The organism is Mesorhizobium sp. M1A.F.Ca.IN.020.03.2.1 (assembly GCF_004023205.1).
Classification (GTDB): Bacteria; Pseudomonadota; Alphaproteobacteria; order Rhizobiales; family Rhizobiaceae; genus Mesorhizobium.
The window spans coordinates 1-23,630 of record NZ_RZSV01000079.1 but is presented as its reverse complement, the minus strand read 5'-3'; the positions used below and the strand labels follow the sequence as shown (position 1 = coordinate 23,630).

Here is a 23,630-nt window from a genome sequence, read left to right as displayed (position 1 = left end):
GCGGAGTATTTTTCGGAGAACGCCGCCAGCTGGGATCGCATCCGCTCGCTGCATGTGCCGGATCGCGCGGTGGAAGCGGCACTGCTCAAGCTTGTCGGCAAACGGCCGTTCCAGTCGATGCTCGACCTCGGCACCGGCACGGGCAGGCTGCTGGAGATCTTCGCGCCGCTCTACCGGCGCGGCGTCGGCATCGACATGTCGCGCGAGATGCTGACCGTGGCGCGCGCCAATCTCGACAAAGCCGGCGTCGCCAATGCGCAGGTGCGCCAGGGCGACATCTTTTCGCCGCCGGTCGAGCGCAACGCCTTCGATCTCGTCACCATCCACCAGGTGCTGCACTATCTCGACGATCCGGCCCGCGCCATCGGCGAGGCCGCGAGGCTGCTGCGTCCGTCCGGCAGGCTGGTGATCGTCGATTTCGCGCCTCATAATCTGGAGTTCCTGCGCGACCAGCACGCGCATATGCGGCTCGGCTTTTCCGACCGGCAGATCGCCGACTGGTTCGAGGAGGCAGGGCTTGACCTCGAAGAGAGCCAGGAGTTCGAGCCGCGCGGCCAGGCCGAGGCGAGACTCACCGTCAAGCTCTGGTTGGGTCGCGATCGCCGCCTGCTGATCGCCGATCCGTCCAACGACACACTTCCAGCAAGGGAAACAGCCTGATGAACCAGTTCCGCTTTTCCCGCCGCCCCGACATTGGCGACAAGGTCCGGGTTTCGTTCGAGTTCTTCCCGCCCAAAACGGATGAGATGGAAGCAAGGCTCTGGGACACCGTCACAAGGCTCGAGCCGCTCAAGCCGCGCTTCGTCTCGGTGACCTACGGTGCCGGCGGCTCGACCCGAGAGCGCACGGCGCGCACCGTGAAGCGCATCCTCAATGAGACGACGCTGACCCCGGCGGCGCATATGACCTGCGTCGACGCGGCCCGCTATGAGGTCGACGCCGTCATCCAGGAATTCGCCGACTTTGGCGTCACCCGTTTCGTCGCCTTGCGCGGCGATCCGGCAGCAGGCGTGGGCACCGCCTATCGTCCGCATCCCGATGGTTATGCGAACGGCGCCGAACTGGTCGGGGCGCTGAAGAGCGTCGGCGATTTCGACATCTCGGTCTCGGCCTATCCGGAAAAGCATCCGGAAAGCCCGGACTTCGCCACCGACATCGACATGCTGAAGCGCAAGGTCGACAATGGCGCGACGCGGGCGATCACCCAGTTCTTCTTCGACAACGACCTCTACGAGCGCTATGTCGAGCGCGCGCGCCGCGCCGGCATCTACATCCCGATCGTGCCGGGTATCCTGCCGGTGCACAACTTCACCCAGGTCGCCAATTTTTCCTCCCGCTGCGGCGCGCTGGTGCCGGCCTGGCTGGCCGAGCGCTTCGAAGGGCTGGAGAACGATCCGCAAACGCATGCACTGGTGGCCTCAGCGGTCGCGGCGGAGCAGGTCCATGATCTGGTCGAGCGCGGCGTCGGCGATTTCCATTTCTACACGATGAACCGTGCCGATCTGGTCTTCGCCGTCTGCCACATGATCGGCATCCGCTCGCATGAGGCGGAAGCGGCCGGCTCGGCCGCGGCCTGATCAAACTCGCCGAAAAGTGTGCAGCGGTTTTGCGAAACGACATGCATCCAAAACAATGATTGAAACGGAAAAGGCCGGGCGGAACCCGGCCTTTTCGAATCGGTTGGACTCATCCTCGGTGTTGGTCTTCCCGGCTTCGGCGGGTCAGGGAAGAACGCCCATGATAAGGGCGCCGATGAATGCAAACGCAGCACAAATCATCAATGCGTTGATTGGCCTCGTCAGTCCCATGCCATAGCCTCCTCTTAAGAGCTATGGCCGGAATCTAGAGTCATTTGGGTCACAGGCAAGCGGAAAATGTGCTGCATTGCGACGTGATTGTGGAATTTGCGACCTCGAATTTGCCGTTAGCCATTGAAACTCTTCGGCAAAAACCGATCCAAGAGTTTGTGAATAAATTATGGCGAAGCCGTGGCATGGCACCGCTACCATCGGCCGAACAGGCGCCCGTCAATGGTGATCAGACCGACTCCGATCAGCGCCATGCCGCCCATTTCGAAGAGCTGCAGCCGCTCGCCCAGAAACAGGAATCCGAGCAGCACGGCACTTACCGGTACGATCAAAGTGACCAGCGAGGCGTTGGTGGCGCCGGCCGAGGCAACGAGGTTGAAATAGAGGATGTAGGCAAAGGCTGTGGAGAGCAGGGCCAGCCCGAGCACCGCGGCCCAGACCGGCGGCGAGACCGAAAACAGCCCGGCTGGGCCGTAGGCAATCAGCACGACAGGGATCATGATGATGGTCGATGCGGTCAGTTGCCCGGTGGCGATGACCGGCGAAGGCACCCCCTTGAAGCGGCGCGCGATCATCAGGGCAATCGCGTAGGACACCGAGGCGCCGATCAGCGCGAACTTGGCCCAGGCCGGCTCGCCGAGGCCAGCAGCCAAACCAGGACCGATCATGACAGCTGTTCCTGCAACGCCGAGCGAGATGCCGGCCAGCTTGTTCCAGGACAGTTTTTCATCAGCGGTGAGCGCATTGGCGAGGAGCAGCGTCCAAAATGGCGTCGTGGCATTGAGCACAGAGGCAATACCGGCGCCGAGCTCGGTCTGGCCGGCGAAGATCAGCGAAAACGGAATGACATTGTTGGCCAACGCCAGCAGGAAGAACAGGCCGGCGTGGGGAAAGGCGAGACGGAAGGACGGGCCGCGGATCGCCAGATAGAGCTGAAGCGCGGCCGCCGCGATGGCGACGCGAAACAGCACCAGCGCCAAAGGATGGATCTCCGCCACGGCAATACGGGCAAAGAAGAAGGAGCCGCCCCAGATCGCGCCGAGCAGCAGGAGCTGCGCCCAATCTCTGAGCGTCATCGGTCCGCGTGTCGGCGCGGCGCCAGCCGCCATCGTCATGTCGTCACCCCTCCCATGCCGATCGCTCCCTCAATCCGCCGAACCAGCTCCAACCGATATACGGTTCGGTGGCAAGGGCCACCCGAAACCTGCCCAATGGTTTAGCGTAGCGCAAAAGGGTGCGGCCGCTCGCAGGCGAAGGCGAGACACAGAACTGTTTTCTTTGGCGGCTAGCTAGGATTAATTGTGCGCGCCGAGATCAAGGATTCGTCCATGCAGCGATTCGAAAATGCCCGCGAGGCGGCACTGGCGCTTCGTCCGGACGATCCGGTCTATTGCTTCCGCCCGCAGGTGCTTAAGGCCGATGCTTTGCAATTCATGGGCATGTTCCCGGGCAAGACCGCCTATGCGGTCAAGACCAATGGCGAGCAGATCGTGCTGAAGACGCTGGTCGAGGCTGGCGTGAGCGCCTTCGACGTCGCCTCGCCCGGCGAGTTCGCCGCCGTGCGGGCCGTCTCGCCCGAGGCCGAAATGCTCTACATGCATCCGATCAAGGCGCAGTCGGACATCAAGCTGGCGCTGGAGAAATACGGCATCCGCGTGATTTCGCTCGATCATGAGGACGAGATCACCAAGCTGACGCGCGTGGTGCGTGCGCTAGACATCGATCCCGGCGCTCTCACCGTCTTCGTGCGCATCCAGACCAAAGGCCACGCGGCCTATGAGCTGTCGAAGAAATTCGGCGCCGGTCCCGCCAATGCGGTGGAGCTTGCCGAGCGGCTCAACCGTACCGGCTACAAGGTCGGGCTGTGCTTCCATGTCGGCAGCCAGATCGAGGACCCCGACACCTACGAGCGCGCGTTGGCCTCTGCCGACTGGGTGCGCAACCGGCTGACCTTCGACATTGCCGGGCTCGACGTGGGCGGCGGCTTTCCGGCCGAGTACGGCCACGATCCCAACCGCAAGCACATCGAGATGCCGTCGCTCGGCCAGCTCATGTCGCGGCTGGCCGGCGACCTCAAGGAATACCGGTTCGACGAGATGCCGCTGGTCGCCGAACCCGGCCGCGTGATCGTGGCGCGCTGCCTGTCGCTGATCGTGCGCGTGCTCTTGCGCAAGGGCAAAAGGCTCTACATCAATGACGGCATCTGGGCGTCGCTCTCGGATTCATGGACCGGCAAGATCACGCTGCCGGCGCGCTTCATTCCCGATCCGGCGATCCGCACGCGCAATGGCAGCGACAAGACGGTCGTGCCGTTCAAGGTCTGCGGCGCAACGTGCGATTCCGTCGACATATTGTCGAGGCCGTTCTGGCTGCCGGAAACGGTCGACACGGGCGACTGGATCGAGATCGGCCACATCGGCGCCTACTCGCTGTCGCTGAGGACGCGATTCAACGGGTTCTATCCCGACACGTTCGTGGAGGTGACGACGCCGTTCGACGAGGGCGACGCGCCGCAAGGTTTCGCGAGCTTGGAGACGATGGCGGATTGAGCTCCCCCTTCTCCCTTGTGGGAGAAGGACAGGGCGCTACAATTTCGCCAGCAATTCCGGCGTCGGCCAACCGTCCACGGCCATGCCCAGGCGCATCTGCTCCTTGCGGATCGCTTCGCGGGTATTCGTGCCGAGGATACCGTCGACCGTGCCGACATCGTAGCCCTTGGCCTCAAGCTTGGTCTGCAGGGCCTTCATCTGGTCACCGTTGAGGCCGGGCTCGGGCGTGCGCGGGTCGAATTGCGGCGCCCCGGCCAGACGGGTCGCCAGCACCGCAGCGGTGAGCGCGTAAGTGAAGGACTGGTTCCATTCCAGATAAACGTCGAAATTGTCGTAGGTCAGGAAGGCTGGACCCTTGCGACCCATGGGCAAGGCGAGCCCGGCCTTCAGGCCGTTGTCGACGAGCGGCGTGCCGTCCGGATTGGTCACGCCCCATTGGGCCCATTGCGACAGCGGCAGCTTGTTGGTGCGGCCGGTCTGGTCCCAAGGCATGTCGTCGGGAACGCGCACCTCCTCGACCCAGGGCTGGTCGCGCTTCCAGCCGCGCGACAGGATTTTGTCGGCCGTGGTCATGATGACGTCCGCCACGCTGTTCCGGAGATCGACCTTGCCGTCGCCGTCGCCGTCGACGCCGCGGGCGAGATAGTCGGTCGGCAGAATCTGCGTCTGGCCGATCTCGCCGGCCCAGGCGCCCTTGACATCGGCCGGCAGCACGCCGCGGTCGATCAAGGTCAGCAACGGCACCAATTGCGGCCGGAACAACTGAGGGCGGCGGCAGTCGTGCGCAAGGGTGACCAGCGCGTCCAGCGTGTGGAAATCGCCCTGCACGGCGCCGAAATCCGTCTCCAGTCCCCAGAACGCTGTGATGACGGCCGGCTGCACGCCGAATTCCTTGTCGGCGCGCGCGAAGACGTCGGCATATTTCTTGAGGTTGGCCGCGCCCTGCTTCAGGCGATAGGCCGAGATCATGCGGTTCGAGAATTGGGTGAAGGTCTGGGCGAACACCCCTTGAGCGCGGTCGCGCGCCAGCACCTTTTCATCGATCGCGGCATTTTCCAGCGCCTTCAGGCCAACGGCGCCGACGCCGGCTGCCTTGGCTTCCGCGGCCACGCCCTGTTTCCACGCTTCGAAATCGCCGCCGCATTCCTGCGCCGCCGCAGGCCAAGCGAAAGCGCCGACCAGCAGCGCCGCCAGGATTTCAACGCGCAATCGCATCGCTTCCCTTACGAGACCGGGGCATGATCACGGCCGGATGCGGACGCATCATGCGTAGATTTCAAAATTCAGGAGCGCCGTGCGGCACCCCGGTGGGGTGCGCCGCTCCGCATCGCCAGCGGTTGCAACTATCACCGCCCGCCATGTCGAAAGCAGGCAAGGGGGCCGATGTCAACGGGTGTTCTGCCGCAGCCACTTGTTCCAGGCGGCTTCCGAGCCGTTGAAAACATTGATGTCGGACTTGCCGGTCATGCCGGGCACGATGCCGGTTCCGGTGTACTGCCAAAAGGTGAAAGGATGGCTGCCATACTTCTGGCGCGGATGGCCGGCGACCGAGCGCAGCCAGTAAGGATAGCCGCGGAACGTCGCCAGGTTATTGTCATCGAAGAAGTCGAGCGACGTATAGATGATCGGCTTCTTGCCATAATGGCGCTCGACGATCTCGAGAAAGGTGGTCATCTCGCTGCGCACCGTCGCGGGATCGGGGCGCAGTCGGCAGGTCGGGGACTTCGGGTTCCATTCCATGTCGAGCACCGGCGGCATCGCCGACGGATCTTTCGGAACATTGGCGATGAACCAGCGCGCCTGGGTGGCGGCCGGGGTGCAGAAATAGAAGAAATGATAGGCCGCGCGCGGGAGTCCGACGGCCTTGGTGCGTGCCCAATGCTCGTTGAAATAATCGTCGAAGCGATCGCCGCCCTCGGTCGCCTTGATGAAGGCGAAGGAGATGCCGCTGGCCTTGGCCGTCGGCCAGTCGACAGAGGTCTGGTATTTTGAGACGTCGGTGCCGTGGATCGCATAATTCCACGGCGCGCCGCTGTCCCATTCATGCGGTTTGGAATCTTCGAAACGGGGCGCGCGCAGGGCGACCGTCTGCGATGACGGCGCCAGCGGCGATAGATCGTCCACGGTCGAGCAGGCGCTCAACAGCGTCAGCATCAGGATGGCCGCAAGACGGCGCATGATATCCCCCGAGCCGGGATCAGCCGGCCGCTGATGGGTCCTTCACTGATGGTGGTCGCTTCCGCAGGCCCCCTCCGGACGGTCGCCCCACAGGACCGCCCAGTCTCTCCGTTCATCGCCGAACATGGTTGATAATCCATTGACGGCGCTCGACATCGACCATGATTTTGGAGAAGCAATGGCGGCAAATCAATGACATAAAGCGAACCGGAAAACCCAAGGGCGGAAAGATGCGGGCTGTCGTGAAGTTCACCAAATGGCTGTTCGGCCTCATTGTGCTGGCGGTGATCGCGCTCTTCGCCTGGCTCTACTTTGCGCCGCCCGAACTGATCCGTGTCGGCTCGGGCTATGCGGCCAAGATCGTCTGCTCCAACGTGTTCATCGCCGGCCGCGACCCGAATGAAGTGCTGGCCGTCGACGTGCAGGCACCGGGCCATCCGCTGCTCAAGCTGATGAAGGTATCCGTCGACAAGGAAAGGGGCCTTGTTTCGGCGGGCCTGCTTTGGACGCTGGGCAAGAGCGTCGCCGTAGAGCGCCACGGGGTCGGCTGCGCGTCGGTTCCGGATGGCGACACCGGCAGGGCGCGGCAGACCTCCGTCCATATCGAGCCTTTGGCGGTGGCCTCGCAGGATGCGCTCTGGCCGGAGGGCGAAAGGGTGGACGCCCTGCAAAACCCCGCCGTCACGAAGATCGTCGACGATGCCGCGATGGTCGGGACAGGCATGCGCGCGGTCGTGGTGGTGAAGAACGGCCGCATCGTCGCGGAACGCTATGGCGAGGGTTTTTCGGCCAAGACGCCGCTGCTCGGCTGGTCGATGACCAAGACGGTGAATGCCGCGATCGTCGGCACGCTGGTCAAGGACGGCAAGATGGCGCTCGACAACAAGGGCCTGTTCTCGCCGTGGAAGGCCGACGGTCGGGCGGCGATCAGTCTTGCCGACATGATGGCGATGTCGAGCGGGCTGGAGTTCAACGAGGACTATGGCGACGTCGCCGACGTGACGCGCATGCTCTATCTCGAGCCGGACATGGCGGGCTTTGCCGAGACCAAGCCGCTCGGCGGCGAGGTGGGCAAGGCATTTTCCTATTCGAGCGGTACGGCCGTCATGCTGTCGCGGCTGTGGCAGGAGGCAATCGGCGACAAGGTGAAGGCGCTGAGCTGGCCGCGCACGGCGCTGTTTGAGCCGCTCGGTATGCACAGCGCGGTGCTCGAAACCGACGAGCGAGGCACTTTCGTCGGCTCGTCCTATCTCTACGCCACGGCGCACGACTGGGCCCGCTTCGGCCAGTTCCTGCTGCAGGGCGGTGTCTGGAACGGCGCGCAGATCCTGCCCGCCGGATTCGTCGACTGGATGCGGCAGCCGGCGCCGGCCTCGAAGGTCTACGGCAACGGCCAGGTGTGGATCGAGGGTCCGGGCGATGAGGAGAATCCGGGCGCGGGCGCTGCCGCCGGCCTGCCCAAGGACACCTACTGGATGGAAGGCCATGACGGCCAGACGGTGGCCATCATTCCGTCGGAGCAATTGGTGGTGGTACGGCTCGGGCTGACACCTGCCAAGCTCGGCTATCGGCCGCAGGCGATGGTGGCCGCGCTGGTGAAAGCTTTACACCAGTAAGGCTCTCTACATCCGAGCTCCGATGACGCCGAGCCAGGCATAGCCGCGATAAAGCGTTCTGAAACGGAAGGTTGCGCCGGTCCGTTTCGACTCCGAGTCAAGGACGTCGCGCAGCGAGGCGCGCGGCGTGACATGGAATTTCCGCAGCCAGCCGCGCAGCAAGGCCCGGAACCAGTTTGGCAGACCTTCCTGCTGGCCGAAATCGACGACATGCAGCGAGCCGCCGGGTGCGAGCGCGGCAAGCGCGGCCGACACGGTCTTCTCCCAGCCGGGGATCATCGACAACGAATAGGATATGAAGACACGGTCGAAGCGCTCGATGCCGAAGGGCGCCGCCGGATCGAAATCCGTGGCGTCGCCGCGCGCCAGTTCGACCCTGTCGGAGAGACCTTCGCGAGCGATAGCCGCGTTTGCCGTCTCCAGCATCTCGGCCGAGATATCCAAACCGAAGAAGCGGGCGTCTGGATAGCGCCGGGCGGCAAGAACGATGTTGCGGCCGGTACCGCAGCCGAGCTCGAGCACGGTGCCGCCTTGCGGCACGTCGAGCCCCGCTATCAGCCGGTCGCGGCCGAGCAGGTAGTATTTGCGGGTAATGTCGTAGATATGGCGCTGCCAGCGATAGACGCCATCCATCAGATCGGCATGGCGGACCGGCAGCTCCGTCGTGCTCATGCGGCGCGCTTCACATAGAGATGGAAGCCGCCATAGATCGCCGAGCGATCCCTGGCCGAGAATTCGCGCGAGGCCTCGGCTTCGTAGCGCCACTGGTCGAGCAGGGAACTGGAGACGCGGCGCGGCAGCAGGCTGGGCTCGGCCGCGGTGCGGAAGATCACGCGCGCGCCAACCGAGGCCGTGCGGGTGATCTCGGTCCACAGATCGTTGAGCAGGTCGTCGGTCATCCAGTCCTGGGCATCGAGCAGGACGAAGCGATCGACCGAGCCCGCATCCTTGCCGGCGAGGAATTTGATCAAGTTGGCATGATGGATGGCGACGCGTTCGGTGTTGGCGCGGATCGTCCTGTAGTTGCGCTGTTCCAAATAGGCGGGCAGGGCTGCCTCGCCGGGCTGCGGATAGCGGCGGGCAAAGGCCTGCCAGGCGAAATAGTTGTTCTTCAGCGGGAAATCGCAGGCGAGCTTCTCCAGCCGCGCTTTCAAGACGCTCGCCATCGAACCGTCGCCGGACGTGATCAGCGAGTCGTACTGTGCCGGCGGGATACCCAGACCGAAAAGCGAGGCCTTGCGCGATGTCGCCCAGCGCAGCAGCTTCTTGGCGAAGACCGGTGCCAGCTCCTCGTTAAAGAAACGGCGCTGCTCGCCGATGTTCTCGGCCTTCATGATGCCGGCCGGATCGACACCGAACAGTTTTGCCACACGATGGCCCATGGCGATGAAGAGGCCAAGCAGGCCGGTCTGGTAGAAGTTGCGGTCGAAAACCGCGATGCGGCGGCGGCCGCGCCAGTTCCTGCGCTCCCAGTAGTGACGGCTGACCGGGTCGAGATGCGGCGCGATGAAGCGGTCGTAAGCTTCCGAGTTGTGGCTGGTATCGGCTGCGCCGAAGAAGCGGAACAGATCGCCCTGCGAGGGCAGATGGCGCACCGCCTCCAGCTTCATGCGGTTCAGCGCGATGTGCGCGGCGTTGAGGTCGACGGCGTCGATCCGGGCGGGCGAACGGGTGAGGTAAGCCAGAATGTTGCAGCCGCCCGATGCGATTGTGACGACGCGATGGCCGGCGCCAAGCTGCATGGCGTCCATGTCGACCTCCGGGTCTTCCCAGATCTGGGGATAGACGAGGCCGGAAAACAGGAAGGCGAAAAGCCGCTCGGAAATGCCGTCCTTCGACAGGGCGCGGTTCTGGTAGACGGCTTTTCCAACCTCCTTGCCGCGTCGAAAAACGAGTTCTCCCGATACATCCGACATGGCAAGCTGATTCCCCGTTTGCATTGGCGCAAGCGGGTAGCGCAGCGTTGTGACAGGCGGGTGACAGGCTGCTGACGCTGAGTCTTAGGCCTTGCCGAATCCGCCGGGCGTCGGCGTGACGACGATGACGGCCTCGCCGGCGTCGAGCGTGGTCTGGTCGCAGGCCTTCAGCACCTCGATCGAGCCGTCGTTGCGTCTGACCTTGGTCGAGCCGGCCTCGCCGTCGCCGCCGCCGTTCAGACCCTGCGGCGGGCGGTTGCGGTGTGAGGAGAGGATGGCGCATTCCATTTTTTCGAGGAAGCGGATCGTGCGTTTGGTGCCGTTGCCGGCGTTCCATTTGCCCTTGCCGCCGGAACCGTCGCGGATGTGGAAGTCTTCTAGCACGACCGGGAAGCGCAGTTCCAGCACTTCGGGATCGGTAAGTCGCGAATTGGTCATATGCGTGTGGACGCCGGAGGTGCCGGCAAAGCCGCGGCCCGAATTCATTTGGCCGGCCGGCGAGCCGGAGCAGATCGTCTCATAATATTGGTATTGCCGGTTGCCGAAGGTGAGATTGTTCATTGTGCCTTGCGCGTTGGCCATCGCGCCCATGGCGCCGAACAGCGCGTTGGTGACATGCTGCGAGGTCTCGACATTGCCGGCGACGACGGCGGCAGGGTAGGAGGGTTTGAGCATGCAACCGTCGGGGATGACGATGTTGATCGGCCTGAGACATCCGGCGTTCATCGGGATCATGTCCTCGACCATGACGCGGAAGACATAGAGCACAGCGGCTCGCGCCACCGGCTCCGGCGCATTGAAATTGTTCTTCATGACCTTCGAGGTGCCGGTGAAATCGACCGTCGCGTCGCGCCTTTGCCGATCGACGGTGATCTTCACTTTGATCACCTGGCCGGTGTCGGTGGCATACTCGTAGTCGGAACTGTCGGGCAGCCTTTCCAGCACGCGGCGCACGCTCTCGGCGGCATTGTCCTGAACATGGCCCATATAGGCCTCGACGACAGCGAGGCCAAAATGCGCGACCATCTTGCGCAACTCCGCCACGCCCTTTTCGTTGGCGGCGATCTGCGCCTTGAGGTCGGCGATGTTCTGGGCGGGATTGCGGGCAGGATAGGGATGGTCGGTGAGGAGCGCCTCGAGCTCCTCCTCGCGGAAGCGGCCGCGATCGACGATGCGGAAATTGTCGAACAGCACGCCTTCCTCGTCGACGGTTGTGGCCAAAGGCGTCATCGAGCCCGGCGCGGTGCCGCCGACATCGGCATGGTGGCCGCGCGAGGCCGCCCAGAAGAGGATTTCCTTGCGTGCGTCGTCGAACACCGGCGTCACCACGGTGATGTCGGGCAGATGCGTGCCGCCATTGTAGGGCGCGTTGAGCGCAAAAACGTCGCCGGGATGGATATCGCCTGAATTCAGGCGGATGACGGTTTCGACCGAGCGGTCCATGGACCCAAGATGCACCGGCATGTGCGGCGCGTTGGCGACCAGCGCGCCATGGCGGTCGAACACGGCGCAGGAAAAGTCCAGTCGCTCCTTGATGTTGACGGAATAGGCGGTGTTCTGCAGCGTGACGCCCATCTGCTCGGCGATCGACATGAAAAGGTTGTTGAAGACCTCGAGCATCACCGGATCGGCTTCGGTGCCGAGCGCCGCCTGCCGCGCCTTTTTCTCTATACGCCGCAGCAGCACGTGGTTCCTGGCCGTGATCTCGGCCTGCCAGCCCGGCTCGACGACGATGGTCTGGTTCGGCTCGATGACGAGCGCGGGGCCTGCCACCTTGTGACCGGGCTTCAAATCCTCGCGCCGGAAGATGCCGGCATCGCGCCAGGCTCCGTCGGCGAAGAATTGCCGGGACTGCCAGGGGCTTGCCACTTGGTCTTCGAGCCCTGATTCACTTTCGTCGCGGCCGGCGGTCTCGACATCGCTGCCTTCGACGCCGACTGCCTCGATGATCATCGGCTTGTCTTCGTAGACGAAGCCGAATTGCGCCTTGTGCGCGGCCTCGAAATCGCTCCTGGCGCGAAAAATCGAGCCGTGCTCGAAGTTGACCGGCAAAGTTGTGTCGGTGCCGTCATAACGGATCTGCAGGACCGGCTTTGAGGCGATGGCGTCTTGCGCAATGCCTTGCACTGCAAGCTCGGCGATGACGCCCTGGTGCAAGGTCGCAATCAGGTCCTCGATCGAGGAGCGGGACTCTTCGGCGAGCGGCTTCAGCAACGCCTGCTGGCGCGAGGCGAAAACCGTCGACAGCCCGATGCCGTAAGCCGAAAGCAAGCCGGAGAAGGGGTGGATAAGCACCGCTTCCATGCCGAGCGCATCGGCGACGAGGCAGGCATGCTGGCCGCCGGCGCCACCGAAACAGTTCAAGAGATATTCAGTGACATCGTAACCGCGCTGCACCGAAATCTTCTTGATGGCGTTGGCCATGTTCTCGACGGCGATGGTGACGAAACCCTCGGCCACCGCTTCGGGCGAGCGTCCATCGCCGATCTCGGCGGCTAAAGCCGCGAATTTTTCGCGCACGGCGGCGACGTCGAGCGGCTGGTCTTGACCGGGGCCGAAGATCGCCGGGAAGACGTCGGGCTGCAGCTTACCGAGCATGACATTGGCGTCGGTGACGGCGAGCGGGCCGCCGCGTCGATAAGCGGCCGGGCCGGGATTGGCGCCGGCGGAGTCCGGGCCGACGCGGAAGCGACCGGCCTCGTAATGCAGGATCGAGCCACCGCCGGCCGCGACCGTATGAATACGCATCATCGGCGCGCGGATGCGAACGCCGGCGACTTCAGTGTCGAAGGCGCGCTCGTATCCGCCGTCATAATGGGCGACGTCGGTCGAGGTGCCGCCCATGTCGAAGCCGACGACCTTGTCGAAGCCGGCGAGCTTCGCCGTCTCGACCATGCCGACGACGCCGCCGGCCGGGCCGGAAAGCAGCGCATCCTTGCCCTGGAACATGTCGGCGGCGGTCAACCCGCCCGATGACATCATGAACATCAGCCGCGGGCCGGCGCCCAATTCTCCCGCCACCCTTTGCACGTAGCGTGACAGGATCGGCGACAGATAGGCGTCAACCACCGTGGTGTCGCCACGACCGACCAGCTTGATGAGCGGCGAGACCTCGTGGCTGACCGATATCTGGCTGAAGCCGATCTTGCGACAGACTTTCGCGACTGCCTTTTCATGGTCGGGATATTTCCAGGCGTGCATCAAGACGATGGCTACCGCGTCGATGCCGTCGGCCTTGGCCTGCTCGATGGCCGGGCGGCAGGCGGCGATGTCGAGCAGGCGCTCGACGGACCCGTCCACGCGCACGCGCTCGTCGATCTCTACCACCCGCTCATAGAGCTGTTCGGGCAGGATGATCTCCTTGGCGAAAATATCCGGCCGCGCCTGATAGGCGATGCGCAGCGCGTCGCGAAAACCCCTGGTGATGAGCAGCAGCACGCGGTCGCCCTTGCGCTCCAGCAGCGCGTTGGTAGCGACAGTGGTGCCCATTTTTATGTCGCCGATGCGCTCCGCGGGGATGGCGGCGCCGGTTTTCAGTCCAAGCAGTTCGCGGATGCCCTGGATAGCGGCATCGGCATAGGCCTCAGGGTTCTCCGACAAAAGCTTCCGGGGATGCAGTCGGCCTTGCGGATCGCGGCCGATGATGTCGGTGAAGGTCCCGCCCCGGTCGATCCAGAAATCCCATTTGTTGGCTGCGGCGTCCTGCATGCTGCTTATCCGTTATCTGCGACAACCCGTTCTGTTAGTTCGCCGTTTTGGCCCCGGCAACCATGCGCCCTGGTGTTACACATGGAAACGCAACGTTACGAAACCCAGGTCTGATTTCTGCATTTCTTCTGCGACGTTCACCGAAACGTGAGCGTTTGCTGAAGGAGAGATACCATGAAGAAGCTTATTCTGGCGTCTGTTTCGGCGCTCGCCCTGCTGGGGGTCGCGGCTTGCAGCGACAGCAGCACCGACAACACCACCACGCAGAGCACCAACCCGCCGGCCAACGAACAGCCAATGAAGCCGGCCACCCCTGACCCTTCGAAGCCTGCTGAACCGGCTCCGGCAACACCTCCTGCTGCGCCCGCGCAGTAGAAGTTCATCCACTGAAATCAGGAAGGCCGGCCCCTGTGCCGGCCTTCCTTTTTGGCGGGACTGTCCTCAAAGTCGTTCGACCTGCGGCATCGTCCCGGCTTGATAGCGGTGCCCGGTTCGCACTAAGAAGCCGCATGTCGATTTGGGACCGCCTCGGCGACTTCATCGCTCGTGTTTCGTTGTCGGCGTCCTCGGGCGTCGGCGATGTCGTCGAGGCCGTGCGGACCGTGTACTCGGGCGACCCCGATCTACGCCGGCGCGTGGCCTTCTCGGTGGCGATGATCGCGCTTTCGGCCAAGATGGCGAAGGCCGACGGCATCGTCACCCAGGACGAGGTGCGCGCCTTCCAGGAAATCTTTGAGGTGCCGCCGAGCGAAACGCGCAATGTGGCGCGCCTCTATGACCTCGCCAAGCGCGATGTTGCCGGATTTGAAATCTACGCCCAGCGCATGTCGCAGCTTTGCGGTTCCGGTCATGCGAATTGCAAGATGCTGGAAGACATACTCGACGGGCTGTTCCACATCGCCAAGGCGGATGGCCTGGTTCACGAGAGGGAAGGGCAATTCCTGCATCGCATCGCCGAGATTTTTCAGATCGATGAGGCGCATTACCAGGCGATCCTGGCGCGCCACGTCAATCTGGGCGCCGCCGATCCCTATGTGGTTCTCGGCGTCGAACGCGGGAAGCCATTCGAGGAGGTCAGGAAGCGTTATCGCAAGCTGATCTCCGACAACCATCCCGACCGGCTGATCGCGCGCGGCCTGCCGCAGGAATTCATCAAGATCGCCACGACAAGGGTCGCTGCGATCAATGCCGCCTATGAGATGATCGAACGGGGCCTCAGGCACGTATGAGCGGTTTCTTGCCCGACCAGCCGGGTGCCGAGGTCAGGCTATCGCCGAATTTCGGTCCGCGACGCGAGACGCTCAGGCCCGACATGATCGTGCTGCACTATACCGGCATGCCGACGGGGCCTGGGGCCGAGGCCTGGCTGTGCGATGCGGCAAGCGAGGTATCCTCGCACTATCTTGTGCATGAGGACGGCCGCATCGTGCAAATGGTGCGCGAAAGCGACCGCGCCTGGCATGCCGGCAAGGGTTCATGGTTCGGGTGCACCGACATCAACTCCTGCTCTGTCGGCATCGAGATCGTCAACCCCGGGCATTCGCTGGGCTACAAAACCTTCCCGAAGCGGCAGGTCAAGGCCGTGATCGATTTATGCGCGGGGATCGCGGGCCGGCATTCCATTCCACCGCAAAGGGTGCTTGCGCATTCCGATGTGGCGCCGGGACGCAAGGTCGACCCGGGCGAGAAGTTTCCCTGGAAGGCGCTCTTTGCGGCCGGCGTCGGTCATCTCGTTCCCGCGGCCCCGATCAAGATGGGCGCGGCGCTGAGGGCGGGCGACGCAGGTGCTGACGTGGAAGCCCTGCAGTCGATGCTGGCGCTTTACGGCTACAGCGCCGAGATATCGGGTGTCTTCGACCGCCAGACGGAAATCGTGGTGGCGGCGTTTCAGCGGCATTTTCGACGGCGGCTCGTCGACGGCGTGGCGGACGGTTCGACGATCAGCACGCTCCAAAGGCTGCTGGCTGCGGTAAAGGCAGCCTCTTCCAAATAGCCGGTCAAGCTGACTAAATTACAATTTGTCATACAAAGTGAATTGCCTCGCCTTTATTGGCGCCAATTCGGTCTCCAAACGCATCTACCGCAAGTTGTCGGGCATCTATCCCTTCAAGATGCTCCGGTGTTGGATTGGCCTCGCCGCGTGAAATTCTTCGCGCGGTTCTAACAGAACAGGAATACATGCAAAGATTGACCGTTGTAGCGGCAGCCGTTGCTGCCGGAGTGATGACTTTTGCCTTCAGCCCAGCGAACAGCGCCCCCCTGAGCCTCCGGGCGGCGGACAATGGGTTTGCTGCGACCGCCTCAAAGCCCAAGGCTGCGCCAAGCGCCAAGACTTCGACGACCAAGAGAGCTGCCCCGGCGAAGGTGCAGAAAGCCGCCGCAGCGCGGTCCGCGAAATCAAGAGTCAAACGCTACGCAAAGCGCAGCAGGCAAACCATCGACCTGACCGCGACAGCTTCCATCCGTCCTGAAAAGCCCGCCTTGTCTTCTTCGGCAACTGGCGACGGCCAATATTCGGCGATCATCGCCCGCTATGCGGCAAGCTACGGCGTGCCGGTGTCGCTGGCCAAGGCCGTCATCACGATCGAGAGCAACTTCCGGCCCAACATGGTCGGCGGCGCCGGCGAGATCGGCCTGATGCAGATCAAGCCGGCGACGGCCCGGATGATGGGCTATACCGGTTCGGTCAAGGGACTGTTCGATCCCGACACCAACATCAAATACGGCATGAAGTACCTCGCCATGGCGCAGGGGCTAGGTGGCGGCACCACCTGCGGTACCATCCTCAAATACAATGCCGGCCATGGGGCGACGCGGATGAATCCGATTTCGGCCGCCTATTGCAGCAAGGTGAAGGTGCAGATGGCAGCGCTCGGTTCGCCTGTCTAAGCGGGACAGTTGCCTTTTTTGTTGCGTTTTCAGGCGCGAATCCCTTTATACGCCCTTGTCAGCTGGCCGGGCGGCCGCGCCCGCAAGAGCCGAAAGGCTGCGGGTGAGGAAAGTCCGGGCTCCATGGAGACACGGTGCCGGCTAACGGCCGGCGGGGGAGACCCCAGGGAAAGTGCCACAGAAAGCAAACCGCCGCGGCATTTGCCGCGGCAAGGGTGAAAGGGTGGGGTAAGAGCCCACCGCGCGACTGGCAACAGAAGCGGCACGGCAAACCCCACCGGGAGCAAGACCGAATAGGGGCGGTGCGAAGGGAAACCTTCGAGGGCTGTTTCCGGCCCACCGCCCGGGTAGGTTGCGTGAGGCGCATGGCGACATGCGCCCAAGATGAATGGCCGCCACGTTCCCGCGCCGCAAGGCGTGGGGGCCATACAGAACCCGGCTTACAGGCCAGCTGGCATTTTCCTCTACAGCGCTCCGAGCCGCTCAGCCGTCAAGCCGGTCTAAAGACGCCTCGATCGCCTGCCAGAGCTCTTCCACCGGCTCGCAGCCGACGGCCAGCCGCACGAAGCCGGGCGGCACGGCATCGCCGCGCTTCGATCGCCGTTCAGCCGATGTATGGACGCCACCAAACGAGGTGGCCGATTCAATCAGCGCGCAGTTGTTGATGAAATCCTCGGCCTTCTCTTCCGAAGTCAGCTCGAATGAGATGAGAAAGCCGAAGCGCTCCATCTGGGCACGCGCCAGATTGTGCGAGGGGTCGCCCTCAAGGCCTGGAAAGCGCAAGCCGCTCACGGCGCGATGCCCCTTGAGCCGGCGGGCGATCGTTTCCGCCGAGGAGCACATGCGATCGTACCGGACCTCAAGTGTTTCAAGGCCGCGATGCACGAGCCAGGCCTCGAACGGCCCGGGAATGCCGCCGGCGGTTTCTCGCCAGTCCCTGACCTTGGCGATAATATCCGGATCACGGCTGGCGACATGGCCGAACAGCACATCCGAGTGACCGTTGATCGCCTTGGTGTCGGCCGAGACCACGATGTCGGCGCCAAGGTCGAGCGGGCGCTGGCCGAAGGGCGTCATCGTCGTGTTGTCGACGATGAGGAGCGCACCTTGTTCGTGGGCGGTCTTGGCGACGGCGGCGATGTCGCAGATATCCAGCCTTGGGTTCGAGGGGGTTTCGACGAAGACCAGCCGGTAGCCGGCGAAGCCGCCGTCGAGCATGCTCGATGTCGGCCTCACGTCATAGGCGATGCCGAGCGGTTTCAGGAAACGCTCCGCCAGAGCCCGCGTCGTGTGGTAGCCGTTCGAGGGCAAGAGGATGCGGTCGCCAGATTTGACCAGCGCAAAGAACGTTGCCGAAATCGCCGCCATGCCCGACGGAAAGGCGATGCACTGCGCATCTTCGAGATGACCAAGCGCATGCTCGACCGCGTGCCATGTCGGATTGCTGAAGCGGCCGTATTGATCGAAGCCCGTCGCGTCGCCCGGCGAATGAAAGATCGAGGCCATTGTCAGCGGCAAAGGGATCGGATCGCCCTTGGCGAAATCGCCGCTGCGCAGATGGGCAAGTGTCGCGGCGCGTGACTTCGCGGTTTCGGACATTGGGCGCATTCCTTCACTGAACTGACGTCCGAACGCTAGGCGTGCCGGGCCTTCGCGGCAAGCCGCGTCCTTTTGGGCCAGAGCCTTCTAAACGCTTCGTTAGGCTTAATGGACGATAAAGACGAGACGTGCCGCAAGCCTGCGCTTTCAGGTTGTGGCATGCGTGTTTGTGATGCCTCTTCCCGTTGACGCCCATATTACCCCATGATATCCCATTCTCATCAAGCTTTCGTTCCGCGTCAGGGTGAAGCGTACGCCAATCGGGCAGTCGCGGCGGCTGCGCGTTTGCCGGTTTTCGCCTTGGTGAATGAAGCGATTTGTCGCGAGGCGATGCGCCGCGGCGGCGCGGAGAAAAACATGGGCAGGGGTGCGGCGGCGACAGCGGCTGTAAGGCGTAGTGGACCGATTTCTGTCAAACGCAGTGAACAGGATCGATGCGAAGGGGCGGGTATCCGTTCCGGCGCATTTCCGTTCGGTCGTGCAGAAACGTGGCTATGCGGAACTCTATGCGCTACGCTGCCTCGACCTTCCGGCGATGGACGTCGGCGGGCTCGATCTGCTCGACCGCTACGAGCAGCGGATCGCGCTGGAAGATCCCTTCCTGCAGACGGCGGACGATATGTCCTTCTTCTGCCATGGCGACGGGACGTTCCTGAAACTCGACCAGGACGGCCGCATCACGATGACCGATTTCATCCGCGAGCACACGGGCATCTCGAACGAGGTGGCCTTTGTCGGCCGCGGCAATTTCTTCCAGATCTGGGAGCCGGGCCGGCTTGCCGCCTATGGGGCGCAGGCTCGAGCCAGGCTTTTGCAGCTTCGGCAGGGGACGAAGCCCGGGGAGGGACCGGAATGATGACTGGCCACGGCGATGATCCTCACGCCGTTGGCGGACTGGTCCGTCACATTCCGGTCCTCCTTGCCGAAGTGCTGGAGGCGCTTGAACCCAAGGCGGGCGAGACGATCGTCGACGGCACGTTCGGCGCCGGCGGCTACACCACCGCCATCCTCGAGCGCGGCGCCTCGGTCGTGGCCATCGACCGCGATCCGGATGCGATCGCCGCGGGCAAGGCTCTGGAACAGCAGGCCGGCGGCAGGCTGAAGCTCGTTCAGGAGCCGTTCTCGACCCTGGACAAGCATGTCGAAAGCGCCGACGGCGTCGTGCTCGACATCGGCGTCTCGTCGATGCAGCTCGACCAGGCCGGGCGCGGCTTTTCCTTTCGCGCCGACGGACCGCTCGACATGCGCATGGCGCAGGCTGGCCTGAGCGCCGCCGACGTCGTGAACACCTTCAAGGCGGGCGACCTTGCCCGCATCTTCGGCTTTCTCGGCGAAGAGCGGCATGCCGGCCGCATCGCCCGCATGATCGAGGCCCGGCGCGAGAAGCGGCCCTTCGAGCGCACGCTCGATCTTGCCGACGCCATCGCCACCCATGTCGGCCGCGCGCCGAAGGACAAGATCCATCCCGCCACCCGCGTCTTCCAGGCGCTGCGCATCTTCGTCAATGACGAGCTCGGCGAGTTGGCGAGCGCGCTGTTCGCCGCCGAGCGGGTGCTGAAGCCGGGCGGCAGGCTCGCCGTCGTGACCTTTCATTCGCTGGAGGATCGCATCGTCAAGCGCTTCATCGCCGATCGCGCCGATGCGGCCAGCGGATCGCGTCATATGCCGGACGCGCCGGCGCGGCTGGCGACCTTCCGCAAATCCGGCGGCGGGGTGACGCCGGGAGAGGCCGAGATCGCCGGCAATCCGCGGGCGCGCTCGGCGAGGCTGCGCGCGGCAATCCGCACCGGCGCGCCTGCGCGCGCCGGCGACTTTTCGATTTTCGGCCTTCCAAAGCTTCCCGCCGTCGAGCGGCCGGGGGAGAGGTAAGCACGTGTTTCGCACCAGCGATATAGTCCTGATCGCCGTAATGGTCTCGGCGGCGGCATTGACCTACAAGACCAAGCGCGAGGCCGAGGACCAGCTGGCGGCGGTGCAGAAGCTGCAGGCGCAGATCCGCTACGAGGAAGACACAATCGATCTTCTCAAGGCGGACTGGAGCCTGCTCACCCAGCCGGCGCGGCTGCAGAAGCTTGCCGAAATCTACAAGTCGCAGCTCGGGCTCGAGCCGCTCAACGCCCACCAAATCGGCGGGCTCGACGACGTGCCGATGAAGCCGCTCAATATCGAGGACCTGTCGTCGCAGCCGCTCGGCGGCATGGCCGACAATTCGGGCAAAGGGCCGTCGGACGGCAAGGATCCGGTGGTGACCGGGAGCACCGTGCAATGATCAGCAGGCTTCCAGGGATCGGCAACCTGCTGAAGCGCCGAAGCAAGGCAACTGAGGACGGCTCGATCGTCGTCGACGCCGCCCGCAAGGCAACCGGCGGCAAGGCCAAGACCCGCATCGTCATGACGATGGCGGTGTTCTTCACCATCTATTCGACGATTGCCGGCCGACTGGTCTATCTCGGCCTGCAGAATCCGGACAATTCGGGTGGTCCGCAGAGCCGCGTCACTGCATCGCGGCCGGACATCGTCGACCGCAACGGCGAGGTGCTGGCGACCGACATCAAGACGGCGTCGCTGTTCGCCGAGCCGCGCCGTATCGTCGACGCCGACGAGGCGATCGAGAAGCTCTCGACCGTGCTTCCCGAGATTGACTACGAGCAGACTTATCACAAGCTGAAGAGCGGCGCCGGCTTCGTCTGGCTGCAGCGGCAGCTGACGCCGAAGCAGCAGGCCGACATCATGGCGCTCGGCATCCCGGGTCTCGGTTTCCGCACCGAAAAGCGCCGCTTCTATCCGAGCGGCGAAACGTCATCCTACATTGTCGGGCTCACCAACATCGACAATCAGGGCATCTCCGGTATGGAGAAGTACATCGATGACCAGGGCCTGACCGATCTGCAGGCGTCAGGACTGGCGGTGGCCAGGGATCTGAAGCCGGTGAAGCTGTCGATAGACCTGCGCGTCCAGCATGTGGTGCGCGACGAGGTGGCGACCGGCATGGAACGGTTCCACGCGATCGCGGCCGGCGCGGTGGTCCTCAATATCAAGACCGGCGAAGTCCTGGCGATGGCCTCGGTGCCGGATTTTGACCCCAACAATCCCTACAATGCTCAGGAAAAGGACCGGCTGAACCGTATGTCGGCCGGGCTCTACGAGATGGGCTCGACCTTCAAGAGCTTCACCACCGGCATGGCGCTCGATTCCGGCAAGGTGACGCTGGAGAGTCGCTTCGATGCGTCGCGCCCGATCAGGATCGGCCGCCAGACCATCCATGACTTCCACAGCAAAGGCCGTGTGCTTTCGGTGCCCGAAGTGTTCATCTATTCGTCCAACATCGGCTCGGCCAAAGAAGCCGAGGCTGTCGGCATCGAAGGGCATCGCGAGTTCCTGCATCGGCTAGGCGTGCTCGAAAAGATGCAGACGGAATTGCCGGAAGTGGCGCGCCCGACCGAACCGAAAGTATGGAAGCAGGTCAATTCGATCACCATCGCCTTCGGCCATGGCGTCTCGACAACGCCCCTGCAGACTGCCGTCGGCTGCGCCGCATTGATGAGTGGCTATTTGATCGAGCCGACTTTTCTGCCGCGCACGGCCGAGCAGGCGATGGAGGTGGCCAAAAGGGTGGTCAAGGACACGACCGTGGAAGGGATGCGCTATCTCTACGCACTCAACGCCGAGAAAGGCTCGGGCAAGAGCGCCAGGGTTCCGGGTTACCGCGTCGGCGGCAAGACGGGCACGGCGGAAAAGGTCGTCAACGGCCGTTATTCGAAAGAGAAGAATTTCAACGCCTTCGTCGCCGCCTTTCCGATGGACGATCCGCAATATATCGTGCTGACCATCGCCGATGAGCCGAAGCCGGAAAAGCCCGGCATGGGCGCCACCGCCGCCTCGAATGCCGGCATCATGGCAGGCAACATCATCAGGCGTGCGGCTTCGATGCTTGGCGTGAAGCCAGATTTCAGCCATGAAAATGGTGCAACGCTGGTTTCCTATCAGTGATTCTTGGGGCGCGCCGGCAACTGCGCGCTATTTTGTTGCGGTGAACGGGACTCAATGTATCTGAAAAATCTAGCCGGTATCCTGCCTGTCGAGGGAACAGCTTCCCCCGATTTGGAGGTTACCGGTCTCTCCTCCGATTCCCGCCAGGTAAGACCGGGCGTCGTTTTTTTCGCGCTCGCCGGCAGCAAGGCTGATGGCTCGACCTATGCCGCCGATGCCGCCGGCCGCGGCGCTGCCGCAATCGTGGCGGCCAAAGGCAATACAATCTCCGGTCTGTCGATCCCGGTTCTTGCCGTCGATGATCCCCGTCTGGCATTGGCGCTGAGCGCGGCGCGCTTCTTCGGCAAGCAGCCTCGGACGATGGTCGCCGTAACCGGGACCAGCGGCAAGACATCGGTTGCCGCGTTCACCCGCCAGATCTGGGAGCAGGCAGGTTTTGCCGCCGCTTCGATCGGCACGACCGGCGTGGTGGCGCCGGGCCGCAACGAATATGGCTCATTGACTACGCCCGATCCGGTCGCGCTGCACGAGTTGCTCAAGGAACTGGCGGAGGCAGGGGTAACGCACGCCTCGATGGAGGCTTCCAGCCATGGTCTCGACCAGCGTCGGCTCGACGGCGTCAAACTGGCCGCCGGCGGCTTTACCAATCTCGGCCGCGACCACATGGATTACCATCCGACGGTCGAGGATTATCATCGTGCCAAGCTGCGTCTGTTCGACACGCTGCTGCCGAAGGGGGCGCCGGCCGTGATCTTCGCCGACGATCCCTGGTCGCAGCCGACGGTTCATGCCGCGCGGGCAGCGGGCCTCAATGTTCTGACCGTCGGGCGCCACGGCGAATTCCTGACGCTGAAGCGCGTCGAGCATGAGCGGCGGCGCCAGCGTGCCGAGGTGGAGGCCGATGGTGTGCTTCACGAGATCGACCTGCCGTTGGCAGGTGATTTCCAGATCGCCAACGCCCTGGTTTCGGCCGGCCTCGCCATCTCGACTGGAACATCCGTTGATAAGGCATTGGCCGCATTGGAGAAACTCAAAGGTGCGCCGGGCCGCCTCGACCTTGTGGGCACGACGGCCGCCGGCGCTCCGGTCTATGTCGACTACGCGCACAAGCCCGACGCATTGGAAAATGTCCTGACCTCGGTTCGTCCGTTCACCACGGGCCGGGTCGTTGTCGTCTTCGGCTGTGGCGGCGACCGCGATCGCGGCAAGCGGCCGATCATGGGCGAGATCGCGACCCGGCTCGCCGATGTCGTCATCGTCACCGACGATAATCCGCGCACGGAAATCCCCGAAACCATCCGCGCGGCAATCCTTGCCGCGGCGCCCGGCGCCATCGAGATCGGCGACCGCCGCAAAGCGATCCACGAGGCCGTCGCC

Annotated in this window: 21 protein-coding genes and 1 other RNA gene; 14 read left to right on the top strand and 8 right to left on the bottom strand. The window is 63.7% G+C overall.

What is annotated here, in order from left to right; all coding sequences use genetic code 11:
• Together EOA79_RS15015 and metF are read left to right on the top strand one after the other, a co-directional pair.
• On the top strand, positions 1 to 660 hold a 660-nt coding region (locus tag EOA79_RS15015; RefSeq protein ID WP_164893862.1), incomplete at its 5' end, for a class I SAM-dependent methyltransferase.
• Positions 660 to 1,577, top strand: a complete 918-nt coding sequence (gene metF, locus EOA79_RS15010) for a methylenetetrahydrofolate reductase [NAD(P)H] (protein WP_067328999.1) — start codon at positions 660 to 662, stop codon at positions 1,575 to 1,577. The genes EOA79_RS15015 and metF, both read left to right, overlap by 1 nt.
• A 425-nt stretch (positions 1,578 to 2,002) precedes the next feature.
• Here metF and EOA79_RS15005 read toward each other — a convergent pair whose 3' ends face one another.
• Complete coding sequence (locus EOA79_RS15005) at positions 2,003 to 2,923, bottom strand: DMT family transporter (protein ID WP_095824934.1); 921 nt, start codon at positions 2,921 to 2,923, stop codon at positions 2,003 to 2,005.
• A 213-nt stretch (positions 2,924 to 3,136) separates the two neighbouring features.
• Here EOA79_RS15005 and EOA79_RS15000 point away from each other — a divergent pair, with 213 nt between their 5' ends.
• Positions 3,137 to 4,357, top strand: coding sequence for an alanine racemase (locus tag EOA79_RS15000; RefSeq protein ID WP_095825027.1), 1,221 nt, complete (start codon positions 3,137 to 3,139; stop codon positions 4,355 to 4,357).
• 36 nt (positions 4,358 to 4,393) lie between these two features.
• Here the strand turns inward: EOA79_RS15000 and EOA79_RS14995 are convergent, their stop codons facing one another.
• Positions 4,394 to 5,572 (bottom strand): lytic murein transglycosylase, encoded by a 1,179-nt coding sequence (locus tag EOA79_RS14995; protein WP_067329003.1) that lies wholly within the window; start codon positions 5,570 to 5,572, stop codon positions 4,394 to 4,396.
• A 171-nt stretch (positions 5,573 to 5,743) separates the two neighbouring features.
• A complete protein-coding gene (locus EOA79_RS14990) occupies positions 5,744 to 6,535 on the bottom strand; it encodes a GH25 family lysozyme (protein ID WP_067329008.1) in 792 nt (263 codons plus the stop codon).
• A gap of 230 nt (positions 6,536 to 6,765) precedes the next feature.
• Here EOA79_RS14990 and EOA79_RS14985 point away from each other — a divergent pair, with 230 nt between their 5' ends.
• Positions 6,766 to 8,151, top strand: coding sequence for a serine hydrolase (locus EOA79_RS14985; RefSeq protein WP_095825026.1), 1,386 nt, complete (start codon positions 6,766 to 6,768; stop codon positions 8,149 to 8,151).
• Positions 8,152 to 8,157: 6 nt separating this feature from the next.
• On the opposite strand, the gene EOA79_RS14980 is transcribed toward EOA79_RS14985, so the two are convergent.
• The 3 genes from EOA79_RS14980 to EOA79_RS14970 all read right to left on the bottom strand — a co-directional run bounded on the left by EOA79_RS14980 (position 8,158) and on the right by EOA79_RS14970 (position 13,775).
• Positions 8,158 to 8,823 carry a class I SAM-dependent methyltransferase gene (locus tag EOA79_RS14980; RefSeq protein ID WP_095824933.1) on the bottom strand — a complete coding sequence of 222 codons (666 nt, stop codon included), beginning with the start codon at positions 8,821 to 8,823 and terminating at the stop codon, positions 8,158 to 8,160.
• Positions 8,820 to 10,067: a DUF3419 family protein gene (locus EOA79_RS14975; protein ID WP_164748215.1), complete on the bottom strand. Its 1,248-nt coding sequence runs from the start codon at positions 10,065 to 10,067 to the stop codon at positions 8,820 to 8,822. Before EOA79_RS14975 ends, EOA79_RS14980 begins: the two co-directional genes overlap by 4 nt.
• Before the next feature lie 84 nt (positions 10,068 to 10,151).
• A complete protein-coding gene (locus EOA79_RS14970) occupies positions 10,152 to 13,775 on the bottom strand; it encodes a hydantoinase B/oxoprolinase family protein (RefSeq protein ID WP_127335047.1) in 3,624 nt (1,207 codons plus the stop codon).
• 174 nt (positions 13,776 to 13,949) lie between these two features.
• Here EOA79_RS14970 and EOA79_RS14965 point away from each other — a divergent pair, with 174 nt between their 5' ends.
• The 3 genes from EOA79_RS14965 (at position 13,950) to EOA79_RS14955 (ending at position 15,768) form a co-directional block, all read left to right on the top strand.
• Positions 13,950 to 14,150, top strand: a complete 201-nt coding sequence (locus tag EOA79_RS14965) for a hypothetical protein (RefSeq protein ID WP_082954075.1) — start codon at positions 13,950 to 13,952, stop codon at positions 14,148 to 14,150.
• A gap of 134 nt (positions 14,151 to 14,284) precedes the next feature.
• Positions 14,285 to 15,004 (top strand): DnaJ family molecular chaperone, encoded by a 720-nt coding sequence (locus EOA79_RS14960; RefSeq protein WP_127335048.1) that lies wholly within the window; start codon positions 14,285 to 14,287, stop codon positions 15,002 to 15,004.
• Positions 15,001 to 15,768 carry an N-acetylmuramoyl-L-alanine amidase gene (locus EOA79_RS14955; RefSeq protein ID WP_095824929.1) on the top strand — a complete coding sequence of 256 codons (768 nt, stop codon included), beginning with the start codon at positions 15,001 to 15,003 and terminating at the stop codon, positions 15,766 to 15,768. Before EOA79_RS14960 ends, EOA79_RS14955 begins: the two co-directional genes overlap by 4 nt.
• Before the next feature lie 28 nt (positions 15,769 to 15,796).
• Here EOA79_RS14955 and EOA79_RS33575 read toward each other — a convergent pair whose 3' ends face one another.
• Positions 15,797 to 16,120, bottom strand: coding sequence for a hypothetical protein (locus EOA79_RS33575; protein WP_245322409.1), 324 nt, complete (start codon positions 16,118 to 16,120; stop codon positions 15,797 to 15,799).
• On the opposite strand from EOA79_RS33575, the gene EOA79_RS14950 reads away from it, so the two are divergent.
• Both EOA79_RS14950 and rnpB read left to right on the top strand, forming a co-directional pair.
• Positions 16,035 to 16,664, top strand: coding sequence for a transglycosylase SLT domain-containing protein (locus EOA79_RS14950; protein ID WP_245322407.1), 630 nt, complete (start codon positions 16,035 to 16,037; stop codon positions 16,662 to 16,664). The genes EOA79_RS33575 and EOA79_RS14950 overlap by 86 nt on opposite strands.
• Positions 16,665 to 16,722: 58 nt before the next feature.
• Positions 16,723 to 17,123: RNase P RNA component class A (rnpB, locus tag EOA79_RS14945), an RNA gene on the top strand.
• Between the two features lie 24 nt (positions 17,124 to 17,147).
• Here rnpB and EOA79_RS14940 read toward each other — a convergent pair.
• Entirely contained in the window at positions 17,148 to 18,263 is a 1,116-nt protein-coding gene (locus tag EOA79_RS14940) for a cystathionine gamma-lyase (protein ID WP_095824928.1), read from the bottom strand.
• Between the two features lie 397 nt (positions 18,264 to 18,660).
• Between EOA79_RS14940 and mraZ the strand changes: the two genes are divergently transcribed.
• From mraZ to EOA79_RS14915, 5 genes are all read left to right on the top strand, one after another.
• On the top strand, positions 18,661 to 19,119 hold the full coding sequence (mraZ, locus tag EOA79_RS14935; protein ID WP_095824927.1) for a division/cell wall cluster transcriptional repressor MraZ: 459 nt from the start codon (positions 18,661 to 18,663) through the stop codon (positions 19,117 to 19,119).
• The gene (gene rsmH, locus EOA79_RS14930) at positions 19,116 to 20,132 is read left to right on the top strand and encodes a 16S rRNA (cytosine(1402)-N(4))-methyltransferase RsmH (RefSeq protein ID WP_095779050.1); all 1,017 of its coding nucleotides are present in this window, start codon (positions 19,116 to 19,118) and stop codon (positions 20,130 to 20,132) included. The genes mraZ and rsmH overlap by 4 nt, the downstream gene beginning before the upstream one ends.
• A gap of 4 nt (positions 20,133 to 20,136) precedes the next feature.
• Entirely contained in the window at positions 20,137 to 20,532 is a 396-nt protein-coding gene (locus EOA79_RS14925) for a hypothetical protein (RefSeq protein WP_066990723.1), read from the top strand.
• On the top strand, positions 20,529 to 22,253 hold the full coding sequence (locus EOA79_RS14920) for a penicillin-binding protein 2 (protein WP_095824926.1): 1,725 nt from the start codon (positions 20,529 to 20,531) through the stop codon (positions 22,251 to 22,253). The genes EOA79_RS14925 and EOA79_RS14920 overlap by 4 nt, the downstream gene beginning before the upstream one ends.
• A 54-nt stretch (positions 22,254 to 22,307) precedes the next feature.
• Positions 22,308 to 23,630: UDP-N-acetylmuramoyl-L-alanyl-D-glutamate--2,6-diaminopimelate ligase (locus tag EOA79_RS14915; RefSeq protein ID WP_128293076.1), on the top strand; the 1,323-nt coding region annotated here is incomplete at its 3' end.